A 15,126-nucleotide genomic window follows, 5' to 3' on the forward strand; every position below is an offset into this window, starting at 1 on the left:
AAACTCGCTGACGTACTAGAAAACCGACATGGTGACCGGATCGAGGCTGACATAGCGGTTCTCGGCGCGGAACATGTCCATCTCGACGAGCCAGTCCTTGCCGGCCGCGCTGACCCGCACCGTGGCGGGGCCGATCTGCTCGATGATCACCTCGAAGTTGTGCCGCTGCCCGTCGGGCAGCCTCGTGCCCGACGGGGCGACGGTGATCACGGTAACGGGTCGCGGGGTCGGCGAGATCGGGCCGACGTGCTCCACGACGCTGACCGTGGTGCGCGGCGCGGGCCGGGGCGTGCTGACGACGCTGATCTCCGGCATCCGCACGGTGGCCCATCGCGTGGTGTCTCGGGTGTGCACGCAGACGCGCTCGCCGGCGCCGGCGGTGCGGATCACGATGCGCTTGGCGATCGGGTCGTCGGCGGCCACGAAGACCCGCGACAGCTCACCGGCATCGGTGACCGGGATCAGCAGCCGGTCCCCGTTGCTCAGCTTGCCGATCAGCACGCCCGACGGGCCGATCTCGGTGACCAGGTGCTCGGGCAGGCGGCTGGGTCGCAGGGCGCGCAGGTAGGGTCGCGGCCCGGACATGTTGGCCGCGGCGGCGGCGGCCTGTTCCCCGTTGAGCCGGCGCAAGATCACGCTGGGCGCGGTGGGAGCCGGCGTCGGTGTGCGCACGGTGATGGTGGCGGTGCAGGTAGCGTCCGGATACAGGGTCAGGTTCTGGATGACCTCGTCGGCGCGCAGCGTCCAGGCCTGGGACAGCACGCGCGACGTGATCGCCTCCGGGGGATACGCGTAGGTCGTCATCCAGCCCGCCTCACCGCGGATGGCCTTCCACCTCTGCGTGTCCCCCTCGATGGCGTCGCACCCCAGCCGCCGATCGAGCTCGCCCAGGTCGGTGGCGGTGGCCACCTTCGCCCGCAACCCCTGGCAACGCAGCAGTCCCGCGATGCGCTGTGCGATCGAAATCGCCGCGGAGCCAACGGTTGTGCGCCAGCGCAGCGCTTGCGTGTTGTCGATGATCGACAGCCGCATGATCAGCCACGTTTCGCGCCGGCCCGCATACGGCGGCGTGCCGATCTCCGAGTCATACACCCGCGGATAGTCCCCGATGGTGCCGTGCCGAGAGCCGAGCGAGACGACGCTGATCGAGTCGAGCTGCAGCCCCAACGCCTGTTGCATCATCGGCACCAGTTCCACCACGTCGATGACGTTGTCCGTCTCGACGGTCACCGAACCGGTCACCGTGGTGGCCCGGTGCGCCCTGCCGAGCAGCTGCACCGCCACCACCGCGACACCGTCCTGCACCCGAACCCCACCGCCGGATCGGTTGTTGGCCACCGTGATTGGCGCATCCCAGCGGATCGGGCGCCGGCCGTGCCGCCACAGCACCAGCCATGACCACGCCGGCTGACCCCACCAGCGGACGAACACCAGCGCGATGCCGACCACGACGGCGATCGCCGCGCCGATGTAGCCGCCGGCCGCCCAGCTCGCCACCCCGAGCAGGAAGATCACCCAGACCCCCAGGACCCGCCGATTGCTACCCGGGCTGAACCCGGTCAGCTTGGTCCTCACCGCGCCCGCCTCAGCCGCGCGGCGACCGCGGCCACCAGCACACCGGCGGCCACCGCGCCGATGAACCCGATGGCGACGTTGCGCGCCCGGTGATCGGCCGGAGGGGGCGGCGGGGCGGGCCGGATCACGCGGGTTTGCGCGCCGGGCGGCAGCCGGTCACCCGGCGGGATGTTGAACGTCAGTGCCGCAACGGGATCCACCAGCCCGTAGCCGACCTTGTTGTCCACGCCCGCCGGCGGATTGTGCGCCGACTGGACGATCCGGTTGATCACCTGGTGCGCGCTCAGGTCGGGAAACTTCGCCCGGACCAACGCCGCCACGCCGCTGACGTACGCGGCCGAGAAGCTGGTGCCCCAGAACGGCATGTTCTTCTCGCCCGGCCTCGACGGCGGGTAGGCGTTGACCGGCCCGCCGCCCTGCGGCGACAGACCCATGATGTGAGTGCCGGGCGCCGCGACGCTCACCCACGGGCCCGACATGCTCTTGTCGAGCGCGGCGCCGGTCGCGTCGACCGCACCGACCGACAGCACGTAATCGGAGAACCACGACGGCGACGAGACCACCTTCACCTGATGCCAGTCCCGCGGATCCGACGGATCCAGCGGGTCGTACATCGGGTTGTTGTTGCAGCCGGCTTCCCCGTCGTTCCCGGCCGCGGCCACCACCACCGCGTCCTTCACGGTGGCGGCGTACCACAGCGCCGCGCCGAGCGCCCGCTGGTCGGCCGGGGCCGCGGCCGGCAGGCAGGCGGTGACCGAAATGTTGATCACCTTCGCCCCCATGTTGGCCGCGTGGACCACCGCCCGCGCCACCGTATTGAGCGTGCCGGCTTTGACCTTCTCGTCGGAGTTGGGGTCGCCGGGTGGCGGATTGACCGGCTCAAAAGCCCGGGAGGACTGGCGGATTGAGATGATCGTCGCGTGCGGGGCCACCCCGACCACCCCGTCGGGCGCACCCGGCGGGAGCGGGGGCACCGCGGGTTCGTCCTCGGTCTGCGGATCGGCCGGCCCGTTGGAGGCCGCGGTGGCGCCCCCACCCTCGGGCGGCGGGGGCGGCGGCGGTGGCGGTGGCGGGATCACCTGGGTGATCGTCACCGGCGGGGGTGGCGGCGGTGGCGCCACCGGTGGCGGCACCTCGACCGGGGGCGGCGGCGCCCCGTTGGCCGGCGGTGGTCCGGCGGGCGGCGGGAAGGCCGGCGTCGACGGCATCGGGCGCGGCATCGGCAGGACGCCTTGCGGCGCGGCGGCGATGATCGAGCCCACGATCGTGCCGTGCGCATCGCAATCGGACAGGCCGTCCTCGCCCATGATGTAGTCACCCCCGGGCACGGCCGGCAGTCGGGGGTTGGGCGAGACGCCGGTGTCGATGACCGCCACCGGAACACCGGTGCCGGTGCTGTACTGCCACGCCTTGGTGATGTTGAGCAGGTTGAAGCCCGGCGCCAGTTGCGCCACGTCGGGGTTGCGCACCGTAATCGGCGTCGAACAGCTGTTGGCGCGCCGCATCGGTTGATCCGATCGGGGCGGCCCGTCCGGTGGCACCATTCCGGGATCCACCTGGGGCGGCGTGATCGCCTGCGCGGCAGGGACATTCGCGGACAGCGCGACGAGGGTGACGGCGCCGGCCACCGCCGCGGCCCTTTTCAGTGGCGAATCCACGTGAACAGCCCTCCCAGGGCCGCCGCGGCGGGCAGCAGGACGATGAACGCCAGCACTTCCACCCATTCCACCGTCAACCGGATGAAGGGCCTGAACCGCACCGTCGGCACCAACAGCGCCGCGGCCAGTCCGCAAGCGGCGAAGGCCGCCACCGCCGCCGCGGGCCAAAGCAGCCCGCTTGTAACGTCTTTCGGCTCTGCGAGCGCGTATTTGAGCACTCCGGCGCATACCGCGGCCGCCGCCCCGCAGGCGAGCGCCACGGCCTGGTACTTGGCGGCGAATCCGCGGCCCTGCGTGATGAAGATGCCCACCACCAGCCCGGCGACCACCAGCGCCAGCCAGGCCCACGGGCGCCCGGGCGTCAGCACCCCCCACACCGCGGCGGGCAGGACGAGCGACACCCCGACGCACACACCGACCTGCACCGCGTTGACCAACCGCGCGGAGGCGGCGATCGCCGCGCCGCGCGCGGTGATGTCGGTCAATTCGTTGTCCTCGTCCTCGGATTCGTCCTCGCTGACCGGGGAGACGGTGTCCACGGGCATGCCTTCGCGGCGCGCGAACAGGTCGCGGCCGGTGATCGACCCGAAGTGCGGCGGCCGCACCCGAGCCACCCAGAGCGCGATCAGCGGCGTCATCCGCACCAGGATCAGCAATCCGACCAGCACGCAGATGGCGAGCACCTGCGCCGAGGCCGGCCGGAACATCCGGACGAGGGCGACCGCGGCGAGGATCCCGCACACCGTCACCACCGCGGTGACGACCGCGGTCTGCCACCGCTTGCGCGTCATCACCCCGATCGCGATGGCCCCCAGGATCACGATCACCAGGCCGATCAACCCATGGGCCGCCCCCAGCGCGCCGGGCGGCGCGCAGCCGCCCGCGACGGCCAGCAGCACGACCGCGAGCCAGCCGAAGCCGCTGAACAGGTCGCGGCGCTCGCGCCAACCCCACCAGACCACCGAGGCCGCGACCACCAGCAAGACGCCGACGGCGCCGGCCACCGCGGCGGGGACGGGGCCGTCGGTGAACGTCCGCGCGCGCAGCGTCAGCGCCACCACCACCGCCGCGGCCATCGCGATGATCGCGATCGCGGTGTGCGCGGCGGTCAGCGGCGTCACCGGGGCGAACATTCGGTCGCCCCCGTCGCGACCGAGCCACTTGCCCATGGCCGCCAGCCCGGTCGACAGCGACTCGTACTGCGGTTCGAAAGACTCGCCGTCGACCCGGGGCACCAGCACCAGGGTGTCGCCGTCCTGCACGCCGAGCTCGTCAAGGCTCTTGTTGATGTCGAGCCGCACCCCGTTGATCTTGTGCAGTTCGTAGCTGCCCGCCGGCAACGTAATGCCTTCGAACCCTTTGCGCTTCAGGTCGGCGTCGAAGAGCTCGACCATTCCCTCGAAGAATCCCTCCACGGGAATTCCGGCAGGGAAAACTTGGGAGCAGAGATGCTTCTCGTAGGAAATGTTGACCGCACAGCGCGCCGGGAAAGCGACCTTATGCGCTGATGTCACGGCGCCGTCCGCTCGGCATCTGGAATGTATTTGTCGGCCAACCCGGCGGTAATTTCAAAAAGCCGCAACCGTGTCTTTTTCTTCAATTCATGAACCGTGTCGATGAGCCCGCCTTTGGCCAGGTGCGGATCGAACGGCATCTCTTCGACGGTTGCGCCGACTTTGCTGAACCGTTCCGTCAGGTAAGCGAGCGCATCCTTGTCGGTGATCTCGTCGGTGTGGTTGATGATCACGGTGCTGCGCGAAACCAGCTCGTGGTAACCCTGCGACCGCAGATAGTCCACCGCCCGCAGCACCGGCCGGGACCGGTCGGCGGTGATGCCGGAGACGAACACGAGGGTGTCGGTGCTTTCCAGGACCGGCTTCATCACCTCGTGTTCCAAGTCGGGCGAGGTGTCGACGATCATCACGGTGTGCGTGCGCCGCAACCGCGACAAGACCCCGGAGAACATGGCCGGCACCAGCGGCCGGGGCTGGTCGGACGTGCGGTTTCCGGCGAGCACGTCCAGCCCGATCGGGTTCTGCCCCAAGTGTTCACGAATGTCCGCATACCCCTGGACGTCGGTGTCGTTGATGATGGCGGTGTAGTCGCCCGGCGGCGACTCGTCGATGCGGTCGGCCAGCGTGCCGAAACCGGGGACGGCGTCGATCGCAATCACGTTCTGCGGGCGGCACTCTCGGAACACACCACCGATGCAGGCGACCATCGTCGAGACGCCGACGCCACCCTTACCCGAGACCACCGTGATGACGTACTGCCTACGGATGTGCCGCCGGATGCGGTTCTGCAGGTCCCGGTAGTGCCGCTCGCTGGGCGATTCCCCGGGGTTTATTTTCTTAAATGAGATGACGTAGATGAATTTCCGCCAACCCGAGCCTGGAGGAATCTTTCGAGGCGCCGCCAGATCGGTAATGCGCATGGTGTCCGATACCGAATCGGGGAAGTTGCGGCTCCCTGACGGATCCCCCCGTCTGAGCGCCCCTTCGTCCGACATATTCGGGTCATTCCAAGGGCTCGTCACTTCGCGATGCTAACACGCTCGGCGATACCGCGTTTACCGATCAACAGACCGTTCAAGCGCGTAAGGGGTTGCCATTCCACGGCATTGGTTTACTGACTTATCTTGAGTCAGTTGAGAAGTCGGCCCGTCCGGTCAGACCACCCGCCGATACGAGTACCACTCGTCGCCGGCGGGCAGGCGCCGGATGAGCCGCTGCACCGCGCCACTGATGTCGCTGCGCGACCCCGGCGAAAGGATCTGGTAGCGGCGCTGGCCCGAGATGACGTTCTCCACGCAGACCCGGCCGGCCGGGGTGTCGATGATGGACACGGTCGAATCGCCGACCGCGATCCGCGCCATCTCGTCCGGCCCGACGCCGGCCTGCAGGCCGACGATGTGCGCGTGCGCCGAACGGGCGGGATCGGCGGCCATCGTGACGATCTGCATCTGGTCGACGTCGAGGTTCTGGCCGAGCAGAAACTCCTTCAGGCTGGCAGCGTCGCGCACCGAGGCGAGCAACTGCTCGGTATCGAGCGTGACCGGTTTCAGCGGCGCCACCTCCGCCACCCCGCACAGCCGCTCGACCTGGCCCACCACCAGGTCGCTGGCGCCGTTTTCGTTGCTCGCGGTGCCGGCGGGATAGAGGCGCACCAAGTCTTCGTGGCGTTCCAGCACCACCCACCATGAGGCGAATCGGCAGATGGTCGCCCGGGTGGCCTCGCGCCCGGGAACCGAGATGTTGATCAGGAGGCCCAAGTCGCGCCGCAACAGCACGGTGAGCCACTCGCGAATCATCGGGTCGGCGTTGCCGGCCTCGTCGAGCGCGCCCGCGGCCGTCAACTCGGCCGCCACCGGGTGGCGCAACGCGCGTTCGGGGGTGTCGAGCCGCGGTATCAGCGGGCGCAGTCCGAGCTCGGGACAGGTCTGCTCCACCCCGCAGACCGCCTGCAGCACCCACAAGCCGTCGACGGTCGTTGTCAGCATGTCGGTTTCCTCAGCGGGCAAGGGCGCCAAAGGTGGGGCATGGACGCGCGGCGCGCCTGCCCCACCTTTGCCTCGGAGTCAGAACAGGCCGGCGATGTGCTGGTCCGTGCTGAGGGCGCCGTCGAGCACGTGCGACGTGGTCTGCCCGTGCTGGCGGATCGTGTCGATGAGACCCTGCAGCCCCGACAACATCTGCGCCTGCGCTTCGAAGAAGCCCGACGCGCCATGGCCGGCGAAGAATTCCTGCAACGCGTTCGTCCGGTTCGAGGTGTCATCGAAAATGCCCTGCAACTGGCCGGCGCGAGAAGCGACATCGGTGGCGAAGTCGGCGACGGCCCCCGGGTTGTAAGTGATTGGGTCGGACATAATTAAGTTCCTTTCAAAAGCCGTTTATGGATTTACGAGTGCGGGGCGGGATTCAGGATCCGCCGTGACCGAATAGGGCGCTGAAAGCGTGCGAAGAATCCGCCTCGTGACCCTCCATCAGGGCGGCGGCCTGCTTGAGGCCCTCGGCCAGCCGGGTGCCGCCGTTCAAGACCTTGTTGAGGTCGTTTTGGACCTCGATGGCCGTCGCGTGCGACGCGACCACCGCGTCACCGGACCATGTCGACGGGTTCATCACGTTTTCCTGATTTGCGACGTACCCCTGGCCGATACCAATCGCGTGTTCCATGTTCGCCTGGATGGCGTTGGAAGTATCGCGAAGCATTTGCGGTGTCACCTTGATTGTCACTGAATTCTCCTTCTCCGGTTGGCCGCCCCCCGTAATGCCTGGGGCATGGAGCGAAGTGTATGGCGGCTATTTATACCTGTCGATTCACCCTCAGCCGGGCCGGCTTCACACCCGATCGTCGACAACCCGCACTGTCGCGGGCTGTTCGGATTTGTCTCGAGATCCGCGTTCTCCTCCCGCCCCATGCCCCACCGGCATGCCGCCCATCGGTGTACCGCCGCCGACCGTCGTGGTCTGCGGACGCATGGCCTCGGCGCCCAACGCCCCGCTGGGCCGCAACCCCACCGGCCGACCGCTGCTGGCCGGTTCGAACGCGCTGACCGGACGGGTGAAGCTGGTCGCGGGCATGCCCCCGGCGCCCATCGCCGCGCCCCCGCCGCCCCCGGACGCGCTGACGGCCGACATCTCCGTCGCCGAGACCGCCGACACCCCGGGTGCCGCGCCGGCCATGGCGCCCGGGTTGGCGAACATGCCCATCATCGATTGCAGCGGCTGCATCATCTGCATCGGCGCCTGCATCATCTGCATGGGCGCCTGCATCATCTGCATCGGCGCTTGCATCACCGACTGCAACGGCTCCATGAACGAGCCGGCCTGGCTCATGAAGTCCTGGCCGCCCGACGCCGCCTGGCCGGCGCTCGAGGTGCCCTGCTGCGCGCCCTGCAATGCGGAGCGCATGCCGTCGCCGGCGCCGACTTGGGCGGCCGACTCGGCGACGGCCGAGGCCGCCTGCGCCGGCGCCGCCGGCGACGCGCCCATGGTCGCGACGGGCGGGGCGATCGCGAGGCTCTGGGTCAGCGACGTGAGGATGGCACCGTAGCTCGCGCCGACGGCGGAGTTGTTGGGCCACATCACCCCGAAGTACTGGACGTCGAGCGAGACGATGCGCGGGGTCAGCGCCCCGAGCACGAGGGGGTTGATGCAGTTGTCGACGCCCCATTCGTCACGGTTGGCGATGCACTCGGGCGCGGGACGCATGGAGCCGTACGCCATCTGATACGCGGACACCGCGGTGGCGACGGTGGGCGGCTTCACGTCGACCCAGCCGGCCAGCCCGTGCAGCGCGGTGTTGAGCATCGTGACGTTTGCGACCGAAGCCACCGACCCGGCGCCCAGCCAAGATGCGGACGTCGTCGCAGTGTTGATCGCCGACGCGACACCTGAGGCGTGGTGGGTGGCTGCCAGAGCCATCCAGGCGGCCTGGTTGGCGAGGTGCGTGCCCACCCCGACGCCGCCCTTCAGCAGCAGATCGTTCTCCTCAGGCGTACGCGCGGCCCACCCCGGATCGGCCATGCGTACTTCCCCCTTTTAGAGCATTCCGCCGGCCGCGAGCGCGGCCATGCGGGCGGCCTCCGTCGAGACGACGGTCGCCGAAGCCAGGCCCTGCGCCCCGGCGAACAGGCCGCGCTGCGCGGCGTGCTCGGACACCACACCCAGATAGCTGGCGCCACAGGCGTTCAGGGCCGCCGCGAACATCGCCGAGTCGGGGTCACTGCCCATCGGTAGCGCACCGAGCAACGCCGGCGCCGCAGCCGAAGCCGCCGCCTCGGTTTCGGCGCTGATGGCCGACTCCGCGCCTGCCGATGCCAGAACCGCCTCTGGCTGCATCGACATAGTCATGATTTCCCTCCGATTGCTCAACGTCATAAGACGGGCTTGGCGCATCAGTCTAGTGCGGTTCGACCGTTCGTGTATTCACTCGCTTTCTCCGAGGCCGGAGGCCGAAAATTCCGCGGTTGATCTGACCGCCGGTATTCCCGCTATCAGTCATCCGTCAAACAATCTCGTATGTCACTGCAGGCACAGGGGCCACGTAGGCACCGGCCCGAACCGTCGATTCGGCTCGGTCATGCAAATGCGTGGCAGTAATCGGCAATCCGCCCATTGTTGGCGGTATTAGCGCGAATTCGGCCGACCGCCGCAATTTCGCGGCCGCAATAGCGGCCGAGGCTACGCGGGGCCGCGCCCATCGCCGGCCAGGTTCAGCAGCAGCCGCGTGCCCCCAAGCGGGCTGGTCTGCAACGCCGCCGTGCCACCGTGCAGCTCGGCCTGCTGGGCGACCAGCGCCAGGCCCAGGCCGGATCCCGACCGCGATGCCGTCGACCCCCGGGCGAAGCGCTCGAAGACCGAGGCGCGCTCCGACTCCGGGACGCCCGTTCCGTCGTCGTCGATCGCGATCTGGACGCCCTCGCTGGAGCTGCTGACGGTGAGCAGAATCTTCCCCGCGTTGCCGTGCTTGACCGCGTTGGCGATGGCGTTGTCGATCACCAGCCGCAACCCGGTGGGCAGCCCGACCATCAGCACCGTGGGCGACGGCACCAGCGACACGTCCACATCCGGATAGACCCGCAGCGCATCGTGCGCCGCGCGGTCGAGAAGTTCAGTGATGTCGAACGGGACGAAATCGTCGACGGTGGTGAGCTCACCCTGCGCCAGCCGCTCCAGCGCCGTCAGCGTCGCCTCGATGCGGCTCTGGGTGCGGATGACATCGCCGATGACCTCGTCCCGCTGCTCGCGCGGCAGGTCCAGCGTGGAGAGCACCTCCAGGTTGGTGCGCATCGCCGTCAACGGGGTGCGCAACTCGTGGGAGGCGACGGCCGCGAAATCACGGGCCGACTCGAGCGCGGCTTTGGTGCGCTGCTGTTCGTTGCCGATGCGCGCGAGCATGCCCTCGACGGCCTCGGCGATCTCCACGGCCTCGCGCACCCCGCGCACCTGAACCTCGTCGGGACTGGACTGGGCGTTGATGGCGCGGGCCTGCTGCGCCAGCAGCAGGAACGGGTTCACCATGATCAACGAGATCACCCAGCCGACGACCACCGTGCCGCCGATGACGCTGGCGCAGATCAACAGCACCCGCAGATGCAGCTCGTTGATGCGGTGCTGGGCTTCGGCCAGCGGCGCGGCCAGCGCGATCGACGCGGGGCCGGCGGAGAAGGTGCGGACGCGGTATTGCACCCCGTTGATGGTGGTGTTCGCGTATCCGTTCGGCAGCTTGGGCAGCACGATGTTGCTGGGCACCGAGACGGTCACGTCGCCGATGCGCGCGGTGCGGACCAGGTTGCCGTCGGGCATGGGCTGGTCGGGGCTGGCGTGCTCCACGTTGTTGAGCAACGTGTTGATGTCGCCCAGGCTGCTGACCGAGTCGAGCCGGCGGTCCAGCTGGCTGTACTGATCGTTGGTGACACCGACCCACACCCAGGTGCCCAAGAGCACGACGAGGGTGATCACCGACAGCGCCGCGACGACGACGATGGTGCGCAGCGACAACACCCGCATCGGCAGCTTTACGTGCGGTAACACGCGGATGTCACGCTCCTTCGTGCCGCTCGCGGCGCCGGGCCGGCGACGGTGTCGACGGCTGATCACAACCCTCACACCGATAACGGTTCGCCGCCTTCAGGCGTCGTGGCGTTTCGCAGAGAATGTAGCGCCAATCGTTCGGCTCGTGCCCGGCCGCCCCGCGACCTGCGACATTTGCCTCCGAACTCGGTGAGTGAGTACTCTCTCACCATGCTCGCCTCAGGACGCGACCGGCTGCTGGCCGAGGCGCTGAAGCTCTTCGCCGCCAAGGGGTACGCGGCGACGTCGGTCGCCGACATCCAGCGGGCCTCCGGCCTGGCCCCCGGGTCGGGAGCGCTGTACAAGCACTTCGGCTCCAAGCGCGAGCTGCTCGAGGCCGCCGTCGCGCACCGGATCGACAGCATCGTGGCGGCGCGCGAGCAGTACGACGCGGGGCAGCCGGGCAGCGTCGAGCAGGCGGTCCGCACCGCCGGCCAATTGATCTGGAGCAACTTCAAGGAAAGCGAAGATCTGCTCAAGGTGATGCTGCGCGAACCCGACGAGCTCGGCGACCTCGACGAGAAAACGTGGCAGGTGATCACCGACAACGCCTATCAGCGTTTCGCCGACGAGTTGGCGGCGTCCAACCGCTCGGGCCGCACGGCCATCCCCGATCCCGAGGCGGCCGCGGCCGTCGCGATCGGGTCGTTGTCCTACGCCGCGACGCTGCAGGCGCTGACGGGCCGGCTGCCGGGCAACATCGACGAAGACCGCTACTTCGAGGCGTGGGTCAACCAGACGGTCAGCGTCCTCTCGCAATACGGAACCCGTTGAGCACAACAACCATTCAGGAGTGAAGCCGTGACTTTTTCCCTACAACTGACCGACGACGTGATCGAGGTGCGCGACTGGGTGCACAAGTTCGCCGCCGACGTCATCCGCCCCGCAGCCTCGGAATGGGACGAGCGGGAGGAGACGCCCTGGCCGGTGATCCAGGAGGCCGCGAAGGTGGGCCTGTACTCCCCCGATTTCTTCGCCCAGCAGGCGGCCGAGCCGACGGGCCTCGGCATGCTCACCGCGTTCGAGGAGATGTTCTGGGGTGACGCGGGCATCGCGCTGTCCATCATGGGCACCGGCTTGGCCGCGGCGGCGTTGGCGGGCAACGGAACTCCCGAACAGCTGGGTCGCTGGCTGCCCGAGATGTTCGGCACCGCCGATGAGCCGAAGCTGGGTGCGTTCTGCTCGTCCGAGCCCGACGCCGGCTCGGACGTCGGCGCGATCCGCACCCGGGCGCGCTACGACGAGGCCACCGGCGAGTGGGTGCTCAACGGCACCAAGACGTGGGCTACCAACGGCGGTATCGCGAACGTGCACATCGTGGTGGCGTCGGTCTACCCCGAGCTCGGCACCCGCGGGCAGGCGACGTTCGTCGTCCCGGCCGGTGTCAACGGGCTGGCCCAGGGCCAGAAGTTCAAGAAGCACGGCATCCGGGCCTCCCACACCGCCGAGGTGGTGCTGGACAACGTCCGCTTGCCCGAGGACCACATCCTCGGTGGGCGGGAGAAGTTCGAGGCGCGCATCGCCCGCGTCAAGTCGGGTGCCTCCGCGCGCAGCCAGGCGGCGATGAAGACCTTCGAGCGCACCCGTCCCACGGTCGGGGCCATGGCCGTCGGCGTGGCCCGGGCCGCCTACGAGTACGCCCTCGACTATGCCTGCCAGCGTGAGCAATTCGGCCGCAAGATCGGTGAATTCCAGGCGGTGGCATTCAAGTTGGCGGACATGAAGAGCCGCATCGACGCCGCCCGCTTGTTGGTGTGGCGGGCCGGCTGGATGGCGCGCAACAACCAGCAGTTCGACGCCGCTGAGGGGTCGATGGCCAAACTGGTGGCCAGCGAGACGGCCGTCTACGTCACCGACGAGGCGATCCAGATCCTCGGCGGCAACGGCTACACCCGCGACTATCCCGTCGAGCGGATGCACCGGGACGCCAAGATCTTCACCATCTTCGAGGGCACCAGCGAGATCCAGCGCCTGGTCATCTCGCGCGCGCTGACCGGCTTGCAGATTCGGTAGCGGCCGCATCCCGAGGCCCGTGCCGCGGCGGGCACCAGACATGATGGCCGGATGACCACCGAGATCCGGGTCCTCGACAGCGAAGCGGACCTGCTCGCCGCGGCCAACGTGTTTCGGGTCGCCATGATCGGCTTCCCGCCGCTGCCGGAGCTGCCGGCCGGCCGGATCACCGAGCTGCTCGAACCCGGCCGCACCGTCGGCGCGTTCGTGGGCGGCCAGCTGGTGGGCACCGCCGACGCCGTCACGAGCCGCATGACGCTGCCCGGCGGGGCGGTGGTGGGGCACGCCGCCGTCACGCACATCGGGGTGCTGCCGTCGTTCACCCGGCGCGGCATCGCCACCGAGCTGATCCGTCATCAGCTGAGCGACATCGCCGCCCGCGGTGAGGTGGTCGCCTCGTTGCGGGCATCGGAGGCGACGATCTACGGCCGATACGGCTATGGGGTCGCCAGCTCGTCGCAGACGGTGGAGGTGCACACCGCGCGGGCGACGCTGCGCCGCGACGTCGGGGCCGGTGGCCCAGTGCGGTTGGTCGACCCGGCGGAAGCCTGGGAGCTGCTGCCCCGGATCTACGCCCAGAACCGTCCGGCACGCCCGGGCACCATCGACCGGCCCGACGCGTGGTGGCAGAGTCTGCGGCTACGCACCGAAATGTCGCCGCAGCCTTCGTATGTCGCCGTGCACGGCGCGCCGGGATCCGAATCCGGGTTCGCCCGCTACCGACCCGTCGACACCGACAGGTGGTTCGTCAGCGACCAGCGCACCATCGCGGTGGAGGACTTCTTCGCCCCCACCGCCGAGGCCTACCTCGGTCTGCTTCGGTTCCTGCTCGGGCTCGATCTCATTGACCGCGTGGTCTTTTGGATGCTGCCGTTGGACGACCCGCTGCCCGGGCTGCTGGCCGATCGGCGGGCGGCGCGGGTCACCGCGGTGCACGACGAGACGTGGCTGCGCGTCGTCGACGCGCCGCGGGCGCTGGCGGCGCGTAGCTACGTCGGCGGCGACGCGGTCACCATCGCGGTGAACGACCCTCAGCTGCAGGGTAATTCGTGCAGCTTCGTGATCACGCCGGACGGCGCCGGGCCGACCGAACGACCCGCGCAGTTGCGGGTCGACGCCGAGGGGCTGGGTGCGGTCCTACTCGGCGGCACCACCTGGCGCGACCTCGCCGTCGCGGGCCTGGTCCGCGCCGACGACCCGGCCGCGATCGCCGCGGCCGACCGCCTGTTCGCGGTGCCGCAGGCGCCCCACGCCGGGTTCTTCTTCTAGCCGCGCGGGTATGCGGGTCGCGTGATCGTCATCGTCGGCGCGGGGGTGTGTGGGCTGGCCGCCGCCTACGAGCTGGCGCGGCGCGGGGAGCCCGCGATCGTGCTGGAGCGCGGGCGCCCGTTCGGCGAGCAATCCACCGGGCTGGCCCGCATCTTCCGGACCGCACACCGACGCCCTGCGCTGTGCCGCCTCGCCTTGCGGGGCCGCGCCGGCTGGCAGCGCTGGGAGACCGAACTCGCCGCGGGCCGGCTGCTGGGTTCGGAGGGATTCATCGCCGCCGGCGCCTGCGACGAGACCGCGGCGGCGATGACGGAGGCCGGGGTGCCGTTCCGCTGGCTGGACCGGGCCGATATCGCCCCGCGCATTCCGTTCGCCGCCCCGCCCTGGGAGTCAGGCGTGCTGGACCCCCTCGGGGGCAGCCTGCGCATCCGCCGGGCGCTGTCCGCGTTGGCGCTGCGGGTCGAGGTGCGCCGCGACGAGGTCGTGTCGGTCGCCGACGACGGCGCGACCACGCTCGCCGACGGCACCGTGCTGCGGGGCGATCGCGTGCTGATCTGCGCGGGTGTGCAAACCCCCGCGCTCTTCGGCCCGCTCGGCGTCGAGTTCGCCCCGCACACCCGGTTCACCTACGCGGGCGCCGACGCGACGGGCGCGGCGTGCCTGTCGGCGCCCGAGGGCTACGGGCTGCCGCTCGGTAGCACGGGCCGCTGGGCCTTCGGGCAGCAGGCACCGGATCCCGCGACGGTCCGCGCGTTGTTCCCCACGCTTACCCCGGTGGAGCGGGTGGACTGCGTGACCGTTCGAGCGCCGTGGCTGGACGCGGGCGGCGACGGCTGGACGGTGGCGCGGCGCGGTCGCGTTCTCGCGTTCGTCGGCGCCAACCTGATGAAGTTCGGCCCGCTATTGGGTGAGCTGCTCGCGCGCGCGGTGCTCAGCGATGAGACGCCGGCCGAGTTGGCGTTGAACTAGTTGCGGCGCAGGATCACTCGATGCGGCGCTGATCTTGCCGATCAGTAAATCCTTGGCGCGCAATCGCT

14 protein-coding genes are annotated in these 15,126 nt (G+C 69.5%); 4 read left to right on the plus strand and 10 right to left on the minus strand.

Annotated features, from left to right (window positions below; all coding sequences use genetic code 11):
• Positions 1-15: 15 nt before the first annotated feature.
• The 10 genes from eccE to WU80_RS04780 form a co-directional block, all read right to left on the minus strand.
• Entirely contained in the window at positions 16-1,575 is a 1,560-nt protein-coding gene (gene eccE, locus WU80_RS04735) for a type VII secretion protein EccE (RefSeq protein WP_055399645.1), read from the minus strand.
• A complete protein-coding gene (mycP, locus tag WU80_RS04740) occupies positions 1,572-3,233 on the minus strand; it encodes a type VII secretion-associated serine protease mycosin (protein WP_055399643.1) in 1,662 nt (553 codons plus the stop codon). The genes eccE and mycP overlap by 4 nt, the downstream gene beginning before the upstream one ends.
• Positions 3,218-4,747 carry a type VII secretion integral membrane protein EccD gene (eccD, locus tag WU80_RS04745; protein ID WP_082459709.1) on the minus strand — a complete coding sequence of 510 codons (1,530 nt, stop codon included), beginning with the start codon at positions 4,745-4,747 and terminating at the stop codon, positions 3,218-3,220. The genes mycP and eccD overlap by 16 nt, the downstream gene beginning before the upstream one ends.
• The gene (locus WU80_RS04750) at positions 4,744-5,769 is read right to left on the minus strand and encodes a MinD/ParA family protein (protein ID WP_156349415.1); all 1,026 of its coding nucleotides are present in this window, start codon (positions 5,767-5,769) and stop codon (positions 4,744-4,746) included. Before WU80_RS04750 ends, eccD begins: the two co-directional genes overlap by 4 nt.
• A gap of 132 nt (positions 5,770-5,901) precedes the next feature.
• Positions 5,902-6,732 carry an ESX secretion-associated protein EspG gene (locus tag WU80_RS04755; protein ID WP_055399637.1) on the minus strand — a complete coding sequence of 277 codons (831 nt, stop codon included), beginning with the start codon at positions 6,730-6,732 and terminating at the stop codon, positions 5,902-5,904.
• A gap of 78 nt (positions 6,733-6,810) precedes the next feature.
• Complete coding sequence (locus WU80_RS04760) at positions 6,811-7,098, minus strand: WXG100 family type VII secretion target (protein WP_007166892.1); 288 nt, start codon at positions 7,096-7,098, stop codon at positions 6,811-6,813.
• Between the two features lie 52 nt (positions 7,099-7,150).
• Positions 7,151-7,465, minus strand: a complete 315-nt coding sequence (locus tag WU80_RS04765; protein WP_007166893.1) for a WXG100 family type VII secretion target — start codon at positions 7,463-7,465, stop codon at positions 7,151-7,153.
• A 105-nt stretch (positions 7,466-7,570) separates the two neighbouring features.
• Positions 7,571-8,758: a PPE family protein gene (locus WU80_RS04770; protein WP_055399635.1), complete on the minus strand. Its 1,188-nt coding sequence runs from the start codon at positions 8,756-8,758 to the stop codon at positions 7,571-7,573.
• 15 nt (positions 8,759-8,773) lie between these two features.
• Positions 8,774-9,085 (minus strand): PE domain-containing protein, encoded by a 312-nt coding sequence (locus tag WU80_RS04775; protein ID WP_055399676.1) that lies wholly within the window; start codon positions 9,083-9,085, stop codon positions 8,774-8,776.
• Between the two features lie 330 nt (positions 9,086-9,415).
• Complete coding sequence (locus WU80_RS04780; protein WP_055399675.1) at positions 9,416-10,744, minus strand: HAMP domain-containing sensor histidine kinase; 1,329 nt, start codon at positions 10,742-10,744, stop codon at positions 9,416-9,418.
• 234 nt (positions 10,745-10,978) lie between these two features.
• Between WU80_RS04780 and WU80_RS04785 the strand changes: the two genes are divergently transcribed.
• The 4 genes from WU80_RS04785 to WU80_RS04800 are packed head-to-tail and all read left to right on the plus strand — an operon-like array spanning position 10,979 to position 15,058.
• Positions 10,979-11,581, plus strand: a complete 603-nt coding sequence (locus WU80_RS04785; protein WP_156349414.1) for a TetR/AcrR family transcriptional regulator — start codon at positions 10,979-10,981, stop codon at positions 11,579-11,581.
• A 27-nt stretch (positions 11,582-11,608) separates the two neighbouring features.
• Entirely contained in the window at positions 11,609-12,820 is a 1,212-nt protein-coding gene (locus WU80_RS04790; protein WP_055399633.1) for an acyl-CoA dehydrogenase family protein, read from the plus strand.
• 51 nt (positions 12,821-12,871) lie between these two features.
• Positions 12,872-14,089 carry a GNAT family N-acetyltransferase gene (locus tag WU80_RS04795; RefSeq protein ID WP_055399631.1) on the plus strand — a complete coding sequence of 406 codons (1,218 nt, stop codon included), beginning with the start codon at positions 12,872-12,874 and terminating at the stop codon, positions 14,087-14,089.
• A 21-nt stretch (positions 14,090-14,110) separates the two neighbouring features.
• On the plus strand, positions 14,111-15,058 hold the full coding sequence (locus WU80_RS04800) for an FAD-binding oxidoreductase (protein WP_055399629.1): 948 nt from the start codon (positions 14,111-14,113) through the stop codon (positions 15,056-15,058).
• Positions 15,059-15,126 lie beyond the last annotated feature (68 nt).

Source organism: Mycobacterium sp. UM_11 (assembly GCF_001414075.1).
Classification (GTDB): Bacteria; Actinomycetota; Actinomycetes; order Mycobacteriales; family Mycobacteriaceae; genus Mycobacterium.

Bases quoted from the DNA above. Each gene is read 5' to 3' on its own strand.
- WU80_RS04755 (WP_055399637.1), bottom strand. From the start codon at position 6,732: ATGCTGACAACGACCGTCGACGGCTTGTGGGTGCTGCAGGCGGTCTGC.
- WU80_RS04760 (WP_007166892.1), bottom strand. From the start codon at position 7,098: ATGTCCGACCCAATCACTTACAACCCGGGGGCCGTCGCCGACTTCGCC.
- WU80_RS04770 (WP_055399635.1), bottom strand. From the start codon at position 8,758: ATGGCCGATCCGGGGTGGGCCGCGCGTACGCCTGAGGAGAACGATCTG.
- WU80_RS04775 (WP_055399676.1), bottom strand. From the start codon at position 9,085: ATGACTATGTCGATGCAGCCAGAGGCGGTTCTGGCATCGGCAGGCGCG.
- WU80_RS04780 (WP_055399675.1), bottom strand. From the start codon at position 10,744: ATGCGGGTGTTGTCGCTGCGCACCATCGTCGTCGTCGCGGCGCTGTCG.
- WU80_RS04785 (WP_156349414.1), top strand. From the start codon at position 10,979: ATGCTCGCCTCAGGACGCGACCGGCTGCTGGCCGAGGCGCTGAAGCTC.
- WU80_RS04795 (WP_055399631.1), top strand. From the start codon at position 12,872: ATGACCACCGAGATCCGGGTCCTCGACAGCGAAGCGGACCTGCTCGCC.